This window comes from Priestia sp. YIM B13489 (assembly GCF_042787645.1).
GTDB classification, from domain to species: Bacteria; Bacillota; Bacilli; order Bacillales; family Bacillaceae_H; genus Priestia; species Priestia megaterium.
In genome coordinates this window covers 1-19,428 of record NZ_JBHZOQ010000015.1, presented here as the reverse complement: position 1 = coordinate 19,428, position 19,428 = coordinate 1, and the positions used below count along the sequence as shown (strand labels likewise).

The following is a 19,428-nucleotide window of genomic DNA, read 5'->3' as shown; positions in this document are numbered from 1 at the left end:
CACTTAACCTTAGTCTAGCTTTCCATTATGCAAATCTCGATGACACTCATGACACAGTGCTACAGTTTTACGTCTTCTTCCAATCATCCACTTTTCCCATTTGGCTTTTCCTTTTAGGTCTTTGATTCTCCTAATGTGATGCATTTCAAGAGGAATATTTGTTTTACCACACCACTCACATGTAGTTGCTTTAAGCCTATCTATCAGGCTTGTTTCTCCTTTATTTTTTTGCTCGTTCACTAATAAGTCATATGATTCATTAGCTTTGATTTTCGTGTTACAGGTGAAACCTTCAGAGTACAACATACTCTTCTGTACTCCTTTTTTCGTGGAATAGGTTACTGTAAACACTCCATTTTCACAGTACTTATTAGTAATTTTATTTATGGATGTTTTATATTTATTAGCGAACGTTTTATACATACTATATTTCATGTGGTAGTAAAACTTATTAAGTACACTCACGTTTTTGGCTAACTTATAGTAGTTATACATTCCTCTAATTTGGGCATTGTAGATTTGAAGAATTTCTAAATCATCTAGATGTATTAGACTAGTTCTGTGTACTGGTTTCCAAGTGCCATTTGGCGTTATTTTTAAAACCCTTAAGTCCTTTAGTTTATCAACCCATTTTTCGTGCGGAACATTTAACGTGCATGTATAGGACTTAGTTCTTCTCATTCTTCCGTCCTTGCACATTTTCCGATCTTGGTTTCTTGAAATCATCACATCATACCCTAAGAAACGAGCTGGATCACTGGAATGAGTAATCAATGTTTTCTCTTGTGAAAGGTTTAGCTGGAGGTCATCTTTGAGAAATTCAGCTAACTTTTGTTTTACTTGTAAAGCCTCCTGCTTATCCCCAATCATTCCTATCAAGAAGTCGTCCGCATACCTTGTATAGTACATCCGTTTGAAGTCTTCGTCGTGCGGCTTTACGACAGGTGTATTGCTCCGTTCTTCCCTTAGCTCTTTAATCGTAAGTATGATATCCCTCTGTTTATCTTCACTAAGTTCTTCCTCTTGTAGAACCTTCCTTAACTTGGTCAATTTTTTATTGATTTTGCTATAAGTAGGATTTACTTTCCTTTGGATACCTTTATTGAACTTAGTTATTATTTGCTCTACATGTTTGTCGAACTCATTTAGATAAATATTGGCTAAGATAGGACTGATAATTCCACCTTGCGGTGACCCACTATATGTTTTGTGGTATTCCCATACCTCTAGGTATCCAGCACGAAGGAACTTCCAAATGAGATTAATAAACTTCTCATCTTGAATTCTTCTTCTCAAGATACTAATGAGTTTATGATGATTAATATTGTCAAAGAAACTTTCAATGTCCCCTTCTATAAACCATCTTGTTCCATCAAAGTGTTTCTTAATTTCCATTAGTGCTGTGTGGCAACTTCTGTTAGGTCTAAATCCATGAGAAGATTTAGAAAATGTTCCTTCATAAATTGATTCAAGTATCATTCTAACTACTTCTTGAATTAACTTATCATCCATTGATGGGATACCTAGTGGTCTACGTTTTCCATTTTTCTTTGGAATATATACTCTTTTAACGGGTTTAGGTTGATAAGACTCAGTTTTTAACGCCTCAATGAGATCATCTATTCTTTTAAGACTCATTCCATCTATGGTCTTTCCATCTACACCCTGTGTCATATTTCCTTGTTTTGCATAAACCTTTTGATATGCAATATAGTAAAACTCAGGATTATATAAATTTCTGTAGAGGCGCTTATAGATGTAAGTAGAGTCTTCAGATTTAGAAGCTAGACTGTTTAATACGCTACTTGGACTTCTCATGAAGCCTCACGCTCCCTCCATATATTGTATTAAACGATTAAGCTGCTTCCCTTCGCCATGTAATAGGCTTTCCCTATCTCCGACTACTACGGAAGCTCCGTTACCCTATTGAATTTTCATGAGCCACATACCTTGCTTTTTACCACTTGGTATCATCCTCAATAGCCTAATTAGTAGGCGTTTCAACTTAGGTAATCCCCTTTTAGTACTCTAAGGATAGCTTGTTATAATGTCGGATGTGACGTTCGTCCTTTTCCCTTCATTAGGGCTGCGTAACTCTGAAACACTCGGAAGGACTCGGCATTTATTAGTCCTCCCCTTGAGTTATACGACGTCTTCTAGTTACCTTTCGTCGTAAGCCATGTTATACTCGCTCGGGCTGCCATTCAAGCAGTTTAGCTTTCATCCTTGTTTATAACATTTCGCCTTGCTATTCAGTCTTACCATGGTAACTTGGTAACTTATAGCTTTCCTAACATGCTACACTCCCCATTGGTTTCCCATCCGGATAAGTTAGGTGACGATAGGCTTTCTGTGTTCTTTGCCTACTACCTTGCTAAGGTAGAATCCTTTTGAGCCCTTAAGGGCGCACGATACCCACATGGCCGTCTATCTTATACGTATCAAAGAACACCACATCACCGGGCTTCATGTCTTTTGGATTGATCGCTTGCCCCAGCGTTTTAAGGGTATCGGTTGTGACACCAGACAGTGGACCGACATTCACACCTACCTGTTCAAACGCCCATCTCACAAAACTTGAACAATCAAAACGTCCTGCGTTAATATCAGATTGAGATCGTCCCCCACCGAATACGTAACGTGTTTTTCCTATTAGGGTTTCTCCTGCTTCAATAACTTTCACACCGGATTTACTTCCACTTCCACCACCCGAAGGGGTCGTAGGTTTTCCATCAGCTGCAATGGTTCCTGTGTAATATTTCAATACCGCAGAAACGTACAATGCGTCGCCGTAACATGCCCCGTAGGGTATCATTTCAGGACGTACACAGTGATAATTTCCGGTATGTTTAACTCGTTGATATTGCATTTGCGAAAAGGAAATCGCTAACTCTGGGGTGTACTTTCCTCCATTTTTCATGACATAATTGATAAATCCACCGCCAAAATTATAACTCTGTAGACATAATTTCAAATCATACTTCGCTTTTTCTAGTACACTTTTGAAGTGTAAAACCCCTTTATCAATCGATAATTCCGGGCTCTTAATACAGCCAACCTTACCGTCACAATAGGACTCAGAACTTTGCATCGGATCGCTTCCGCGTCCGCCACTTTCTTGCATCATCAGTGCCATCATAATTGGCACATACGAAATATCTAACCCATGCTTTTGGGCGTACTTTTCAAGCAAAGGTTGATATCTCATGACTTCTGGTGATACATTAGCCGTCCCTACGCCAATGCCTCCACCTTCAATTTCTGTTACCTCTCCTTGTTCATTCTCGCTTTCAAATCCGCCCGTTATGGCGACAAAGGTTCCCATGAGTAAGAGGCCCGATAATCCTAACAGGATCAACGCGCCTCCAATCAAATATTTTTTAGGAATGAGATGCAAAACGACATGCAAGACTTACGCACCTCCTCCGTATAGAGCTTTCTCTTCTTCATCTACTTCGATATGGAAAGGAATGTTTTTTACGGCATCAATGGATAAAATGACATCCCCTGTGGCAAGCTTCGGGATCTCTTCTAGTTCACTGGATGTAATCCCGGTTCCAAAGACACGTTGAATCGTTTCAATGCTGTTTCGGTCTTGTTGCATGATAAATTTATACTGCGTAAATTCAAATAGTTTTTTGATTTCCTCGACGGCTGTTTGATCCGAACCCTCTGGCACAAAGTCACGGATTGAGTGACTCGCAAAGATTAATCCGCCAAAGTACTTTCGGGCTTCTCGGCTGAATTTCCCTAGAAATTGTAGGGCATGTTCATTCCCTTTCCGCGTGTTAATGATATGATGCGCCTCGTCAATGACGATGAGATAACGAATGGCATCTTCAAAGGGAAGTTCACCTCGCCCGTAAGCTTCCATTTGAGGCGCTCCTTGTTGAAGCATGTTATCCCACAACATGTTCATTACATTAAACAGCTGTGCTTGGAAGATTTCGGATTTTAGACTTGATAAGTGACGCAATGAAAAGAAGACGATTTGTTCTTCCGCAAAATTATCAATCGTTGAAATGCCATCAAACAATTGAGCATAGGTTTCAACTAAGTTTGTGATGTGTAGCTCCATTAGTTCTAATCGCTCTTTACGTCCTTCTCCTAAATGAGCATGATGTACTTTCTCTTCACAATCTGCATAGAGTTCTTGACGAATATACGTTAAAAAATCACTAAACGTCGGATATTCCTCAGGGCGGAGACTTGTAATAACATTGTCATCACCTTTTTCTTCCTCCCATAATTCCCTTTCAATATAAAACTTTCGCAGAAGGTTTTCATATTCTTTGAGTTCTGCATCTGTTGCTTCGGGCGCAATAAAACGGTAGAAAATGGTCAGTTTAGACAAGTGATGCGTAAAACTTAACGTCTCTTTTTCATCTGTTTTATAGACTTGCAGGGGATTAATTTGCCCTTCTGATCCATCAAGGGAAACTTGCTTTCCTCCCAGTTGCTGAACAAGGTCTTTAAACTCGCCAACGATGTCTAGTCCACGGATCTTATAGCCTTTGATTGCGTTATCCATCGTGACTTTTTTGAGGAAGGTGGATTTCCCAGCCCCCATGCGCCCGATCATCACCGCGTTGTAACTTTTTCGCTGTTCGTCTTTATGAAACAAATCAAAAATGACGCTTCCGCCTGTTCCCGTTGTGCCTTGATAGGTCCCGTAAGGATCATCTAGCTTCATAAAATGAAAAGGAAACCCTCCGGCTAACGCAAGTGCGGGGATTTCCTTTCCTTTTCGTCTATTAGGGTATTTCTTTTGAATATGAAAAGGTGTAACCATCGACTCCCATTCATACTCTTGTTCATTTAAGAAAATGGATCCTCGGAAGTTATGAGTTTCAAGGTGATGAATGACTTCCTTGACGTGTTGTTCCAAGTCAGGAATCGTTTTAGCTGCAAGGTAAATACGGAGATGAACACGTTTAATGACTTCGCCATTCACCACATGCCGGTACAAGTCTTTCATGTCTAGATATTGTTCCTGAGCATCCATTCGATCAATGTTTTCTTTTGCATTAATATGACGGGCGTTTTGTTCACTCATGTTTTTACTAATAGCTGCCACGACTTCTTTACGGTTGTCACTGATCACATCAAGTGTCGTAATGGCATTCGGCATATTCATAATCGGGGCTAACCAGAAGTTATTCACGTTGGTTGGGTATCCGTATACATGAACGCATGTGGTATAACCGTCACCATTGCGTGTCACATTTTCTTTGAAGCTCACGCCTCCTTGCGGCTGAATTTGAGCAATTAAGCGTGGGTTGTAGCCTTTCTTTTGTTTTTCTTGTTCAGGCGTTTTCTCTTTTTTACGAAATGGAATAGACATCATCTTGGTTTCATCCTCTCTTCTTGATTTTATCGTTTCTCTATGGGTTCATGAACAAGGTGAAAAGGATTCACATTTCCCTTTTCGACCTCTATCACTACTTTCGTTCCTCCTACTTGCTGCAGCATATGAGTGAAGCCCTCTATTTTTTTATTCATTAAGCATTCTCCTTCTCTATTGTTTATTGCCGAGCTTGGCATTTTGATTATAAAGTTTATAAAGTAAATCAATTTTCTTTTCTTGTGACACCGTTGATAAAGGCAGAATGGATTGAACATCACGCATGAATTGAGCATGACGGGCGATGACATCCGTTTCCTTGTCCCCATAGAGAAAGAGGAAGTATTCACGATTGGTGCGCCCCCACTCTAAGTATTGCAGTTCCTTTAATTTTTTCTGTAGGAACCGTAGGAATAAGGCATCCTCTGATTGTTGGATTTTCTTTTGTAAAAACTGTTGTTGTTTTTGAGTGGATACAGGTAAATTCAAGGACACCACTTTGAGCGACTTCTCATCCCCTTGATAGCCTTTGGCTAGCATATAAATGTGACGATTCGCATCTTCCTCATTTAATGAGTTTACATCGGTACTTTGAATTTGCCAGATATCAAAATAGCCTCCTTCTTCTTTCAGTTCAAACAGGCCATTCTTGGTTTGATCGATAATTGGAATAATATCCGTTACACTCTTTTTAATTTCTGGCGGTTTTTTCTTTTTCTTTTTTATTTCTCCTTTTGACCCTTCACGACTAAAAGGAAAAAGCTTTTTTGAGGAACGTGCTGCTTGTTTTTGGATCTCCTTTTCATCAAATATTGCCATGTGGTAACCCTCCTTTATTCATAATCCCGATCAATGGCGCAATAGGTGCTTTTCTTGCGTACCATCGTGAGTAATAAGATTTCATACATCCGTTTTTGAGGATTGGTTACGGGTCGAAGAATCATAATCAGACCAAATATGCCCATAAACACGTAAAACGGAATATGGAGCATCGGATGAATAAAATAGCGTAACATCATCGTGAAAAGTAGTAAGCCGATGATAAACAACAAATCAAATAAATAAAGCGATTTATTAATCTTCAATTCCGTTGAAATCTCTTTGGGAATTGTATAGTTTGCCATCTAGGAATCTCCTTTCCATAAAAAAGAGAAGTAACGCCCGTTACTTCTCATCTAATTTCTTTTGTTTCTTAGACACAAGTTTACGTAAATCTTGCCCCGTATTACGCCCGATTTGATACGAGCGCTTTGTCTTATGAAGCGTTGGTGAGCTTTCAATTCGGTTCTTAACGTTTCCTATTTTCCCTTTAACATTATCACGCACGACATGGGCGATATTCCGCGTTTCTGTCCGGTTTTGATGTGGCATTGGAATATCACTTGTGGAAGCAGGAACCTGATCTTGCTTGATGGTTTCTTTTACCTGACGAGGTTCTTGGGTAGTTGCCACTTGTCTTTGTGCCTGATCCATGTCTCTCGGCATCGTAATAGAAGGTTCATTTATTGATGAAGGAACCTTTGTACTTCCTATAGAAGAGCTGTTTTCACTTGGGCTTCCACCATAACCGGAAGTTTGGATCTCCTCTTGAACAGGCGTACTTACGCTTCCTATAGAAGAACTGCTTTCACTTGGACTTTCACTATAACCGGAAGTTTGGATCTCCTCTTGAACAGGTGTACTTACACTTCCTATAGAAGAGTTGCCTTCACTTGGGCTTCCACTATTTCCAGAAGTCTGCATTTCCTCGTGAAGAGAAGCTCCTCCACTTTCTACTGTAGAAGATGTTCCCTCACTTGAGCTGTTATCATCATAACCAGAAGCTTGCATTTCCTCGTGAAGAGAAGCTCCCCCGTTTTCTACACTAGATGATGTTCCTTCACTTGAGCTGTTGTCATCATAACCAGAAGCCGCCATTTCCCCGTGAAGAGAAGCTCCTCCGTTTTCTACACTAGATGATGTTCCTTCACTTGAGCTGTTATCATCATAACCAGAAGCCTGCATTTCCTCGTGAAGAGAAGCTCCTCCGTTTCCTGCGATGGCTGTATTTCCTTGTTGCTCTCCCTTTCCGTGGGCATAGTTAATATTTCCTTTTTGTCCACCTTCTTGTTGACCGGATTCTCTGCCTGTTGCGGCTCCTTGCTTCATATCTCCTCCCTGTTGTCCTTTAGAAGCATCTTTTCCATTTCCTCCTCCGACTCCGGCTTTTTTCATTTCTTCATGTAGACTGGATTGTTGGCCGTTATTCCCTTTACTTCCTACTAATCCTTTACCAAGCCCTCCAAGACCTGCGGCAGCTTGAAGAGCACTGCCAGCTGCACCTTTTCCAAGACCTCCAATCCCTTTTGCAAGATCTGTTGCATTTTTGAACGTTCCTTTCGCACCATTCATGGTGCTTTCCATTCCTTTCATCATCGCAAGACCGCCTGCGACAGCTCCCCAACCACTTTTGAGCCCCGCATCAATTCCGAAAAGACGCTCACACATGACCGGTCCATCTACAACTGCAATACTAAAGGCAATCTGAAGAATAAGCGTTGTGACACCTTCTGTGTGTTCAGCTATATAAGTCATCCCTATCAGATAGACCTTCATCGAAATGAAAATCATAATAATCACCAGGAACGTATTCAATATGTTGTGTAGAACAGTTTTTAACTTTTGTCCATCTCCTACATCCGCAGGAGCGACCAATTGTGCTAAAATCGCATTAAACCCTAACTCGTAACAAAGTTTCGCTAGCTTAATAGATGTAAATAACATCGTCATCCCTGTGACAAAAAGAGAAATGGCAATCGTCCAAAAGTTCCAGTGCCAACGATAGTAAAGCTCTGGAAAGAAATCAAACCAGCCATTTTTAAGCTCTACGAGTCCTTCTTTTCCGTCAGGGGTAATGGCTGCTTTATGTGTGAGTATCTTCGTTCCTTCCTCTGAAAGTTTATCTTTTTCATTGACTTTAAAGTCACCATCAATCTTTTCCGTAATGTCAATTAGATCAATACGATTTTGCGGCACTTTATTAGGTTCTTTCAGATTAGGTGTTTTCCACTCATTCACATCAAATTGAGCCACATCGGTTATGTTTTGCTTAATAACCTTTTCACTGACAGTACTATCACCATCTAAATCCACAGCATCAATGGCTTGATCGGTAAACTTATCAGCTTTTACCATACCTGTGTTTAATAAAAGCAACACAGCCATTGAAATAAAAATGTTAATCATGATTTGTTCTCGATTGACTTTTTTATGGATGATTAACATATAACCGATATACAGGAAGGAAAATGCCCATAAGATATAGAGAAACGGCTGAATCTCTTTAATGAAATCTTGAATCGCAGGTGAATTGAAAAAGAGCTTAATGCCTAATACATTGTCTGTAATTCCTTCTAAACTATCAACAAGAAAGGATAGTACTTGTATAATGCCCCACCCTATTTTTCTCAATAGATACGAAGCAATATTCCCTTTATCAAGGTAATCAGCAAATTCATGTAGCTTTTTCAGAATCTCTTCATCTTTCATTCTCTTGCCCCCTTTCTACATCCTTACAACCCTTGAAATAAGGCATCTACTGTCATGTTTAATCGCTGATCGAGAAGAGAAACACGAATTTGAATTGGTGCTTCTCCCTTTCTTCCTTTTTCAAGATGGACCGTTCCATCTAACAACCCAATGGCGATCTGTCTTCCTTCCTGTACAAGAGGCGAATATGCCTCTAACATCTGTTCTAATTCTTTTGAAATAGCTCTCATTCTGTTTCTCCTCCTTTAATATACGTTAGTTTTTGGCATGTTCTCTGTCTTGTTCACACTTTATTAAGATCTTATTGATCGTTTCTTCAATGAGCTGATAATCTTGTCCATCCAGTTGATCCGTATAAGCTGATCCCATAAACGCGTCGTAAAAAGCACCCATAGATTGTTGTTTAAAGACATCAAGTGGAATATCTAAGGAAGGAGCCACTGTGGTTTGCATATACGTCCATACCCCTTCATCCAATGAAAAGAATGCTTCAACCGTTTGGCTTTTCCAGTTCTCACGATTCACATCGGCAAAAGGTTGATCCTTTTCTCCTACAGATGCTTCTTCTTTTAACTCCTCTCCTTTCACTGGTTCTGGCTCTTGTTTGGCTTGTTTTTGGAAGGAGAAGAAGTTTTCAATGACTAGCTCTCTTGGATTCACTTCCTTATGCAAGGATTCAATGTCAATGTCTAACAGCGAGCGATCCGTGTTAAAATCGTCTCCAAGATATTCCCATCGATATTTAAGAGCCGTTTTTCCTGTGTTATGAATGGGATGGGCCTTGATACGTCGACGTGATTGGTCTTGACGCTTTACAACACGCACGACCACGCTTTCGCCTTCTTTCAGTTCCATCAGCTCATTGGGCGTTAATAATGGCTTGGCATCCACACCCTCCGTCTTATTTTTATCCGTTGATAAGGTCTTTCCACTTCGAGACGTAGAATTGATGGTCCCGTCTCCTAACTTCTTTGAAATCTCTTGCGCGGTTTCATAGTTATTCGTTAAAATATAAATGGTGTTTCCGCAGTTCCCTTCAATCGTGGCTGCATCTTCACCATATTTATTTTTGAGCTGCGGATAGGCTTGAATCACTAAATTAAAGCGTATATTTCTTCCTAAACAAACTGTGATAATGTTTGCCATTCCTTCAATCGCCGGCATATTTCCAAATTCATCCATTAAAAACACCACTTCACGATGACACTTGTTTCCTTTAGCCAGTGATGCATTTTTGGCTAATACATAATACAGTTGACGTACGAAAATAGAGGCAATCACATGATTACTAGAATCATAGTCAGGTGTAACCATAAAGATCGCAATTGGCTTTGTAAAATACGTCACTTCACTTACGTGGATGTCCGGATGTTGCTTCTCTACACGAAAAGAGGTCGTTCCTTTTTTTCGGTCTATGTTATAGACCGACACAACCGTTTCATTTTTATGATCGGTGACAATCTGGTCGTTCACCTTTTCAGCAATACGGATCTCATTTTCTTTTGGCTTAATCTCACTTGTAAAATTGAGTTCAAATAAGCCTTTGGCATCCGTTTTAATACTTTCAACTTTCCCATCGGGAAAGGTAACCTCTAGACGCGTAAGAGGTATAGCTTTTCCTTTCAGGGTCTTCCCAAAGCCTACGCGCTTTAAATCCACACTATTTTTAGCCGTCATTTTCGCAATTTCGTCAAACGTAAAAATAGACAATCCATTCATTGTTTGGGTAAAGATCCCGCCTCGTGTAGTACCTTTCGAGAAGTTCGATGTCGCATATTGCATTTTCGCGACGCTATTTGTTGGTAACTCATCAAAGTACATATCTAAAGCATTTTGTGTATTTCCTTTTTTATCAATCACGACTTCTTTCGATCCTAGCTCTGACAACATGTTCGCTACGGTGTACATCGTAATCTTTTCTTCTGTTTTTTCCTTAATGCACTTATCTGTTACGGCTAAAATCATGGCATTACATAGACTCATCGCACATTGTTGCCAAAAGGGATCTTTCGCATTTGGATTGTAGTAAAGCGTGTAGGATAGTGTGTTACAAAGTGCCTGGGCAGTTGAATAATCTCCGTCTTTATACGTTTCTTTAATCATTTCCAACAAGTTATAGCTCATGGATTCTAAGGGGTTTAACAAGTTCAGCACCTCAATGTGATAACCCCTTTTTTCAAGTGTTTCTTTGGACGCTGCGAGCAGTTCAGCTTTGGGATCATTGAGGATTAGTGACGGCTGTTTTTCAGCCCTTGAATACACGTCAATGGCTGGAATGACAAAGGTTTCTCCTTTCCCTGATCGTGTAATCCCGATAATGAGATTATTTACGGGCGTATCGTCAATTAATAAGTGATTACGAGTTGTAAATAGTTGATGGGCTTTAACCAATTTATCCATCCCCTTTAACTTTTGATAGTCGTGCCAGTTATGAATAAGATTGCGCGTTTTGATACGAGAGATTGGTACACCACCTCCGCCTGGATAATGCTCCGTTTTCTCGGGTACTTTTCGATATTGTTTTTGAAGCTCTCGACGTGTTGTAAAGCGTCCCGATCCTTTTTGGTTTTGATTTAAATCTTTGAAGTTGGATCGGACATCATATGTCAATTTGGCCGTGAGTAAGCAGGAAACAAGTGCCATCATGCAGTAGATGGCTGCATACTGTCCTGTGTCAATTTGCCAGAAAAATGAGAGTGACAAATGAAACGGCTGCGGATCAAATACGTCACTAAACGTGGTTTGAATCAGGCTTCGCAGCGTATTGAATAAAAAGTTTAAAACCAGAAGAATAATCACAAAAAAACAAGCACTTAAAGGAATAAGTACTTGTTTCTCAGCTACGATATATTTCATGGACTTATTAGGTTGCATGGTGTACCTCCTGTTGCACATGAGTTGACAGTGGAATCACATACGATGAGCTAGGTGCAAACAAAAAATGCGATTGATCTCTAGCCTCATACTCTTGTTGAAGGTACTGAAAAGCTGTCTTGATGTCCCAACTGACCTCTTTCATATCCTCTTCAGTCACGATATACGCTTGATTTTGGATAAACTCCTCTCTCTCTTGATGAGTAAGTACTGATAATTCTAGAGGCGGTAACTTAGGCTTTATACATACTCTAAACTTATATGCGTGTTTGAGAAAATCATCATTAATCGTGATTGAATCAGCATTTTTGAAAATAACTACCATATGATCTTTCAGAAGAATAATGCTGTTTACACTGTTCGCAATCCGTTGGGCATGAAGAGGAGTCGTATGGAACGTTCCCAACTCTAATTCTAAAAAGAGATTCTCATGTCCATATTCGACACCCACCACAAAAGAGTGTCGATGATTCTTTGTTGTGCTCTGATTGAACATTCTTTTCATCCTTTCTTTAAACTGGAATTAATTCACCCTCCAAATGATAAAGGAGTTGCAACTCCTCGTACGATGTCTGGATGCTTGATGGCTATATATATAATCACTCCCAATAAAAAAGATACCGTGAAGCCCATGTATTTTCTCATCCTAGTTGCCTCCTCTTTTCCTTATATATTTTTCATGGTATCTTCTTGTTTCTTTTGTTGGTCGGCTAGAGATTTAATTTTCTCCTCGTCTTTTTGATCTTTCTTACCTTCCTCCTCCATCTGTTTTTTCGTTGATTCTAATTCTTTTTTGGCTTTTTCATACACAACAATCTTTTGATTCAAGTCTTGATTCTGAATGTGAGCTGCTTCTTCTTTTGCCTCCTTCACTTTATCGAGCTTCAAATACCCGTAAGCCTTCATTTCATACCTCTTATCGGTCATTTCCACCCCCGGTTGCTTCACCATATCTTCCCACCGTTGTTCTTGATAAGCCAAATCAAATGCACCATTAGGGGTAGGAAACAATTGCTGAAATGCTTTTAAAGCGTCTATATCTTCTTTTTGGGCAATCATATTTTCTACAGTTTGTGGATGATGGTCTTGAATCTTTACAGCTTCCTTATAATTTTTTTGACTAATGAGAAGGCTCGTATAGACGTTTTTTTGTTCTTTCGTTAGGTTTTTCTTTGGAATAGATGAAAGCCTTTTTAAAGCCCCTTTCTGTTCTCCTAAAAGAGCATCCTCATAAACACTAGTTATTTGTTGCTCGAATTTGACTTGTTTTTGTAAATCTTGGATAGTTTCAGCTCGATTGTGAGAAGTAGCCACTGTTGAAAAACATGTAGCTGAAAGGATGAGAAGGGCAAGAACTCCTCCTCCATACATCCATTTTCGATGATGATTAGATGATGAAACGTTCGTTAGGAGATGTTCTCTGGAAGTAGAAAGACCACCTGAATGCCTCAGATGGTCCGGTACCTGTTCGTTCAGTCTTTCCAGAAAAATTCGCTTTCGCGCTTCTTGTTGATCGTTCATTTTTACACCTATTAATGTCTTACAGATATGATCCACCACATGAGAAGCAGCACCTGATCCAAAAGATAAGGCTCCACGATAAAATTCCACGCCGTCGTTGTCGAGGACAACAAAATCAACCTTAGCTTTTTTCTGTTTCTCTTGGTACTCTTTTTCAATCTGTGATGTGACTTCGCATGCTTCTCCAACCGGCATCTTATGAAATGCCTTCAATTGGTCAATTTGGTTTTGCATAAATAGGACAGATAGCATGTTTTCCATTCCTTCCTTCTAAAAATGGGCATAGAAAAAAGCTATACAACCCTCGTGTATAGCTTTTCTTAACCACCGAAATGAACATTTGTGTTAACCCCTTCGGCTAACTGATACGCTCCCATGACAACAATCAAACCAATTGCTCCTCCTACAAACCACGCGATACATTTATGACGCCCTCGTTCGCCTCCCAAAATTAAATGGTAGCCTCCTACACAAAAAGCAAGTGCTGCGGCTACCATGGCGATTCGTTGCATCCACTTGATAATCGATTTTCCACTTTCGATGAGCCCTGTCATCCCATCTGCGGCTCCCAGTGTTAAATGAGAGGTTAACTGCGTCACATCTACGCTATTCAATAAATCTAACATGTCTTTCACTCCTCTTATTTGTTAATTTTGCATTGCTGGAATACTTGTTGGCTTTACAGAAACTTGTTCATTTTCCTTTGGTTCGCTTTTCTCCTCCTCTTCTCCTTGGCCTGTAAAAGCACTCAATGCTTGAAGAATTAAATCCTGATTTTCTTCAATGAACTGTTGATGTTGTTGATGAAGCCAATCGTTGTATTTTTGGTCATTGACTTTCAATAACTTCTCGACCAGATCCTTTGACTTCTTTACATCTTTTTGCGAAACAGTCATCTTATCACCACCTTCCAAGGGAAAACATTTATTCTTCAAAGTAGAGTTCTTTTGATGTTTCAATGAAATGAGGTAATTCACTCTCTAATTCAGATGGATCATAATCATCAAGCTTAATCTGTTGCTTTAATTCTCCATCTTTATAAATAGCTAGACTATCAGTACTTTGATCAATGCCATAGTAGGTACGACTTTTTTTCCAATCATACTTTGGATCACCACTATAGATTTCCTTTGCATCTACATCATTTTCCTTTAAAGCTTTTTTCACCTCATGCATATACACATTTCGTGTATCATCATCAAAAGAATACATAATAAACCCTGTACCATCTTCTTTCATGAACTTTTTCATTTCTAGAGGATGTAATTCTTCTAGTTCACCATTTCCTTTCACTTCACTTGAATTGTAGGAAGAGACAAACGCTGTGCCTATTCCAAGAGCCACAACGATTCCTGCCACCGCAGAAATTAACCATTTTTTGTTTTTCATAACCATTCTCCTTTGTTCTTAATATTCAGACATAACAAGCGATTCTGAAACCTACCGAGAGTAATATTTTACCATAGGCTTAGCGATCATCTCTGTCTTTTCAAGGTTATGAAAGGAAATATATACCCGTTTCTGGCTGGAAGGGCAAACCCTATATTGGCATGCATAGTTTTCACTAAGCCCAATAATGCACAACGTTTTCGGCATGTACGAAGAACCTCATGTATCTACTGTTTGGAGTGTTGTCGCTTCTTCGGAGTCACCCTCACGCCACCACTCTTCACAGATCATGGATACACCGTCACTGTTTTGTTGCTAGATCACCGATGAGTTTTAGGACGCACTCATCGAACCTTTTTGTTATCGTATACCTTAACCCCCTTGTGATCCGTTTAGGGGAGGCACGCAATATAATATTATCAATGTACCACTTCTCGTGCTCTCAGCACGTTTCAAAATCGCTTGTATGCTGCATGTAAGAACTAGCAGGTCTTTTGTAAAACTTCCTTCAATTCCTCATCTTTCTTTCTTCGCTTGGCGACGATGGTATGAGCCTGATCCATTACTGAACGTACTTCATAATAAATATCAGCTACACGTTTGATATCGCCCGTTCCCTTTTCTACAGCTACCCCTCCTTTTAACGTATACAACTTTCCATCAAAGGTTTTGGCACTTTTCGCCCGTGCGTCTGATATATCATAGAATGCTAGTCGCTTTTGTTCTTCCATGTTCATCGCCCCTCGTTAAGTATTCTAAAACTTAGTTCATATCCTTGTGACTTGGTAAGAAAATATCTTCTAACTTAAGATCCAATGCCTCTGCGATCTTCTTCATATTTTCAAACGTTGGATATTGACGAGTCCCATTTTCGATTTGAGAAATAGTAGGTTGCGGAACTCCCGACAGTTGAGCTAGATAGGTTTGACTCCACTTTTTCTCCAACCTCTTTTCTTTTATGGTCTTTATTTCCAGCACCTCCTTGAACATAGTGTATTCTATATCGAATAGTTTAGTCAACACTTTTTATTCGTTTTTTAATATTTTTTACCAAAAACACCCTTTATTTATTTCTGATATAATAAAATTAAAAAATTTTGCAATGGTGGATGAATTTATGGATCAATTTAACCTCGAACTTGGAAATAACATTAAAAGCTTTAGAAAGTCTATATTTATGTCGACTACTACATTAGCCGAACTTTCTAATACTTCACAAGGTACGATAAGCAAGATCGAAAACGGTCATTCAACTTCTGATATTAAAACGTTAATAAGGATTTGTAAGGCATTAGGAGTTACCCTATATGACGTGCTTCCAGATGATATTTCAAAAGAATTTAAAACAGATAACCCAAATAAAGAACAACTATTTAACATCCTAAATGACTTGTCACCATCAGAAATCAAAGTCATTTTGAGCTTACTTACAACAGACATAATACCTGTATTAACTAACCTATCTCCCGTAATAAAAGCATTTGAACAACTGGGAGAAAAGGAAAGAAAGCTTTTCACAGACCTTCTAGAATCTATAAAAAGTAACTCCTAAATATAGGATATATAAGTTCTGAAAACTTGCATACTGTGATTTTTCCTCACCCTATTTTGAAAAAGGGGTGATATTTTTTCACCCTCTTTTAGACAAGGGGTGACGAAATATCACCCTTTTTGCAAACAAAAAAAAGTGACTTGTTAATTTAACAAGTCACTTTAGGCCGCCAGTTTTTACTTTATTTATAAGATCTTTTGTATTAGATACAGATAATTTTTTGAAGATGTTTTTAAAATGTGTTTTCAGTGTATTGTCGGATTTATGTGTCTCTAGCGTAATTTTTTTACGTGAGTATCCTTTTTCAATATATTCAAAAACTTCTCTTTCTGCATTAGTTAAATCTTTAAGCTGCTCCTCAGATTTTAAACGACGAAATTCTTTTAATACAGCTTCGACTGGACTAGATTCATTGTTGTAATTAGAACGGATAATTTCTGGTATGCGATGTACATCCTTCTTCAATATATAGTCTGATGCTCCTGCCATAAATGCCTTTTGAATAATGTCTTCCTCCGACATAGACGTTAGCATTATTACCTTTGATGTTTTTTCACGTTTCAATTCTAGAGCTGTATATATGCCATCAAGATTAACCCCTGACAAATTAATATCTACAAGGAAAATGTCTATATTGTTTAAAGCGTGTGAAAGAGTGATCCCTTCCTCTTGCGTTTGAGCACACCCTACTAGGGTCATATCTTCTTCCTTACCAATTAGGTTTTCCATTATGTTAAGCCAATCTGGATCGTCTTCAATTAGTACTACTCGAATTGGATTTTTCATAAACATCACCCTTTTTTAAATGTATTGGAAAAGTTAATTTGATTGTGGTTCCTTCATCAACCTTACTTTCAACTTTCAAGTCTCCACCAGTGTTAAACATTACTTCAAAGCAATGATTTAATCCCAACCCATAATTTAAGTCACCTTTTTTCTTAGTACTAAAAAAAGGATCAGTAACATATTTCAAATCCTCTGATGGAATACCCATTCCATTATCAGAAAAAGCAACCATTATATTTTTACTGTTCTTAGGTGAAATAGTTACCTTTATTTCTCCTCCATCGTCAACTGCCTCAATTGAGTTTTTCAATATATTTATAAACAATTCGTAGGTCTGCGTACGATCACAATATACAGTGTTTTTCTCTGATGAATAGAGTTTTTTAACCTTTATATTCTTCTTGTATAAATCTAATTTCAAATCTTCCAGGCTTTCATCTACTAACTTATTTAAGTCATTCTGACTTTTTATAATCTCGATCTCCTGTGTTTTGCTATGCATACGCTCAATGATCTCTGTCAAATGTTTAGAACTACGATTTATGATTTCAATTGAATTTTGAGAAGATGGATTAAGTTCATCTACGTTTATAGTTTGTAAGCTTGAATTAATTTTATAAATTTGATTCTTTATAGCATGGTTTAATAATGCTGTTCCTTTATTGATTGCTTCTCTAGTCTTTTTATGAGCCTCTCTCTCGTAACGCAGCTTAATTCCATTAAGAGATCCAGCACCCTTTTTCAGAGCTTTCCATAAAAAAATAAAGAATGCTAATACGAGAAAAACAATCATATAGCGCCAATATTGGTGATGATTGTCTATTGCTCTTACAATATAATTTAAAATTAAAGCTGATAACATGACAGGAAATGAAATAGAAATTGTGGTAATGCGTTGCTTTTTCTTGTTGGGATCACTCTCTGTGTACCAAGCGTATATATGGACTAAACAGGCAGCAATAATATAAGGAACTGCCCAATATAACATAGAATGAAAATCCGGTATTATATCAGGGTAATACACGGTTGTTTTGAGCATAAAAATAATCGGGATAGGTAAAAGATACTTACAGATTTGGATAACTCTTTTAGTGAACTTATCACTATAAGTAATGGCCCACATGAGTAAGGCATAAGGAAAAAAGTAAATAGAAATAAAGCCAGTTATAATTCTTAGGTAATATAAAAGCGAGTCTAATAAAGCAAAATCCATATTGAATTTATCTAATGTAGGAAGAAAAGTCTCTATGGTAGCTCTAGAGAGTCCTGCAAATGCTGCACAAACTAGTACAAGAACCCCCCATCTTATAGATGGTGATTTAGGATCGTAACGATAACTAATAATCGCAAATATTGTACTAATTAAAAAGAGAGCAATCATTTAGTATCATTCCGAACGATATCCATGATCTCTAATGGACTTCTAACTAAGAAATCAGGATTACTTTTAGATAAAAGTTCCTCTAAATCATACCCCCAAGTAACAGATATTATTGGGATCTCACTTTTTCTTGCAGCAACAATATCACGATGCTCATCCGCAATAAGGATAATTTCATCTTTTGCTACGTTATGTTTTTTCATGTAACTGTTCATTGTTGTATGTCTTCCAAAAAAGCGACTTGACTGAATAATTTCATCAAAGTATTCCATGTCATTTAATTTCAAAAACTTTTGGATATTTTCTTTAGAGTTAGCTGAAATCATAACAAGCTTAATTCCTAATTCTTTTAGGTTTTTAAGTACCTGTTTCATTTCTTGATTCACTTCTAATGTTGGAATTGATTTTTTGTATCGTTTAACAACATCCATAGTAAGCATAGGAACCTTTAATACGGGCACCTCATACTCTTTGAAACGTTCTTTTACAGTCAATGCTCTAATTCGGTCGCTTTCACTTTGAGGGATTTTTTTGTAGTCATACTTATCGGCAAACTCATTAAAGAGATCGAACACAACTTGACCAGAATCTACAATAGTGCCATCAAAATCACAAATTATTGTTTTAAACATCTCTACACTTCCAATTCATTTAACTAATTAACTTTTTATAGAACACTTGTTTCCTTAATCCTATCAAAGTTCTAACCTCTTTCAAATAGAACATAATTACTTTATTTTACATCTAACCCAATTAAATATTTCCTGTATAAATTCTATTTATTGTAATTAAAATACATAATATTCTTATTACCTACATTTTCCTCTCAATAAAAAGATACATTTTCCCTATATTTACATCCTATTTTTCTTAGAATATTCCCATAGATATTTTCATTAATAATAAAAATATCCCAATTGTAGCTATACAACCTTCTCTCTCTAATAGAATCTGCATCAATGTAATAAAAAAAACAGTTTACTAGGTTGTGTTGCCCATCGACATGCTCTTTATTACCTGGACGTGATGCAGGGCGACATTAAAATTGAGGAT

20 protein-coding genes are annotated in these 19,428 nt (G+C 38.0%); 1 reads left to right on the top strand and 19 read right to left on the bottom strand.

The window, feature by feature from the left end; all coding sequences use genetic code 11:
• Positions 1–9: 9 nt before the first annotated feature.
• From ACFX4W_RS00870 to ACFX4W_RS00795, 16 genes are all read right to left on the bottom strand, one after another.
• The gene (locus ACFX4W_RS00870; RefSeq protein ID WP_377238817.1) at positions 10–1,818 is read right to left on the bottom strand and encodes a reverse transcriptase domain-containing protein; all 1,809 of its coding nucleotides are present in this window, start codon (positions 1,816–1,818) and stop codon (positions 10–12) included.
• Positions 1,819–2,398: 580 nt separating this feature from the next.
• A complete protein-coding gene (locus tag ACFX4W_RS00865; RefSeq protein WP_377559004.1) occupies positions 2,399–3,409 on the bottom strand; it encodes a bifunctional lytic transglycosylase/C40 family peptidase in 1,011 nt (336 codons plus the stop codon).
• A gap of 3 nt (positions 3,410–3,412) precedes the next feature.
• Positions 3,413–5,347, bottom strand: a complete 1,935-nt coding sequence (locus ACFX4W_RS00860; protein ID WP_377559002.1) for a VirB4 family type IV secretion system protein — start codon at positions 5,345–5,347, stop codon at positions 3,413–3,415.
• Positions 5,348–5,373: 26 nt separating this feature from the next.
• The gene (locus tag ACFX4W_RS00855; RefSeq protein WP_268798492.1) at positions 5,374–5,502 is read right to left on the bottom strand and encodes a hypothetical protein; all 129 of its coding nucleotides are present in this window, start codon (positions 5,500–5,502) and stop codon (positions 5,374–5,376) included.
• 16 nt (positions 5,503–5,518) lie between these two features.
• A complete protein-coding gene (locus tag ACFX4W_RS00850; protein ID WP_377559000.1) occupies positions 5,519–6,163 on the bottom strand; it encodes a hypothetical protein in 645 nt (214 codons plus the stop codon).
• A 14-nt stretch (positions 6,164–6,177) separates the two neighbouring features.
• Entirely contained in the window at positions 6,178–6,468 is a 291-nt protein-coding gene (locus ACFX4W_RS00845) for a DUF5592 family protein (protein WP_060746299.1), read from the bottom strand.
• Positions 6,469–6,508: 40 nt separating this feature from the next.
• Positions 6,509–8,872, bottom strand: a complete 2,364-nt coding sequence (locus ACFX4W_RS00840) for a pLS20_p028 family conjugation system transmembrane protein (RefSeq protein ID WP_377558999.1) — start codon at positions 8,870–8,872, stop codon at positions 6,509–6,511.
• Between the two features lie 23 nt (positions 8,873–8,895).
• Entirely contained in the window at positions 8,896–9,102 is a 207-nt protein-coding gene (locus ACFX4W_RS00835) for a hypothetical protein (protein ID WP_029325442.1), read from the bottom strand.
• Between the two features lie 25 nt (positions 9,103–9,127).
• Positions 9,128–11,746, bottom strand: a complete 2,619-nt coding sequence (locus ACFX4W_RS00830) for a VirD4-like conjugal transfer protein, CD1115 family (RefSeq protein WP_377558998.1) — start codon at positions 11,744–11,746, stop codon at positions 9,128–9,130.
• Complete coding sequence (locus ACFX4W_RS00825; protein WP_377558996.1) at positions 11,736–12,242, bottom strand: hypothetical protein; 507 nt, start codon at positions 12,240–12,242, stop codon at positions 11,736–11,738. The genes ACFX4W_RS00830 and ACFX4W_RS00825 overlap by 11 nt, the downstream gene beginning before the upstream one ends.
• 170 nt (positions 12,243–12,412) lie before the next feature.
• A complete protein-coding gene (locus ACFX4W_RS00820; protein WP_377558995.1) occupies positions 12,413–13,528 on the bottom strand; it encodes a hypothetical protein in 1,116 nt (371 codons plus the stop codon).
• Positions 13,529–13,587: 59 nt separating this feature from the next.
• Positions 13,588–13,893: a hypothetical protein gene (locus tag ACFX4W_RS00815; protein ID WP_055990036.1), complete on the bottom strand. Its 306-nt coding sequence runs from the start codon at positions 13,891–13,893 to the stop codon at positions 13,588–13,590.
• Positions 13,894–13,914: 21 nt separating this feature from the next.
• Complete coding sequence (locus ACFX4W_RS00810; protein WP_061860170.1) at positions 13,915–14,163, bottom strand: hypothetical protein; 249 nt, start codon at positions 14,161–14,163, stop codon at positions 13,915–13,917.
• A 28-nt stretch (positions 14,164–14,191) separates the two neighbouring features.
• Positions 14,192–14,656, bottom strand: coding sequence for an ABC transporter permease family protein (locus ACFX4W_RS00805; protein ID WP_377558993.1), 465 nt, complete (start codon positions 14,654–14,656; stop codon positions 14,192–14,194).
• Positions 14,657–15,138: 482 nt separating this feature from the next.
• Positions 15,139–15,387, bottom strand: coding sequence for a hypothetical protein (locus tag ACFX4W_RS00800; protein ID WP_274582673.1), 249 nt, complete (start codon positions 15,385–15,387; stop codon positions 15,139–15,141).
• Positions 15,388–15,418: 31 nt separating this feature from the next.
• Positions 15,419–15,646 (bottom strand): helix-turn-helix transcriptional regulator, encoded by a 228-nt coding sequence (locus ACFX4W_RS00795; protein WP_116327339.1) that lies wholly within the window; start codon positions 15,644–15,646, stop codon positions 15,419–15,421.
• A gap of 127 nt (positions 15,647–15,773) precedes the next feature.
• Between ACFX4W_RS00795 and ACFX4W_RS00790 the strand changes: the two genes are divergently transcribed.
• Positions 15,774–16,208, top strand: coding sequence for a helix-turn-helix domain-containing protein (locus ACFX4W_RS00790; protein ID WP_211079594.1), 435 nt, complete (start codon positions 15,774–15,776; stop codon positions 16,206–16,208).
• Between the two features lie 156 nt (positions 16,209–16,364).
• Here the strand turns inward: ACFX4W_RS00790 and ACFX4W_RS00785 are convergent, their stop codons facing one another.
• From ACFX4W_RS00785 to ACFX4W_RS00775, 3 genes are read right to left on the bottom strand one after another with little or no spacing between them, the layout of a single operon-like run.
• Positions 16,365–16,994 carry a response regulator gene (locus ACFX4W_RS00785; protein WP_377558990.1) on the bottom strand — a complete coding sequence of 210 codons (630 nt, stop codon included), beginning with the start codon at positions 16,992–16,994 and terminating at the stop codon, positions 16,365–16,367.
• Positions 16,963–18,375: an ATP-binding protein gene (locus ACFX4W_RS00780; RefSeq protein WP_377558988.1), complete on the bottom strand. Its 1,413-nt coding sequence runs from the start codon at positions 18,373–18,375 to the stop codon at positions 16,963–16,965. Before ACFX4W_RS00780 ends, ACFX4W_RS00785 begins: the two co-directional genes overlap by 32 nt.
• Positions 18,372–19,007: an HAD hydrolase-like protein gene (locus tag ACFX4W_RS00775; RefSeq protein WP_098602761.1), complete on the bottom strand. Its 636-nt coding sequence runs from the start codon at positions 19,005–19,007 to the stop codon at positions 18,372–18,374. The genes ACFX4W_RS00780 and ACFX4W_RS00775 overlap by 4 nt, the downstream gene beginning before the upstream one ends.
• Between the last annotated feature and the right edge of the window lie 421 nt (positions 19,008–19,428).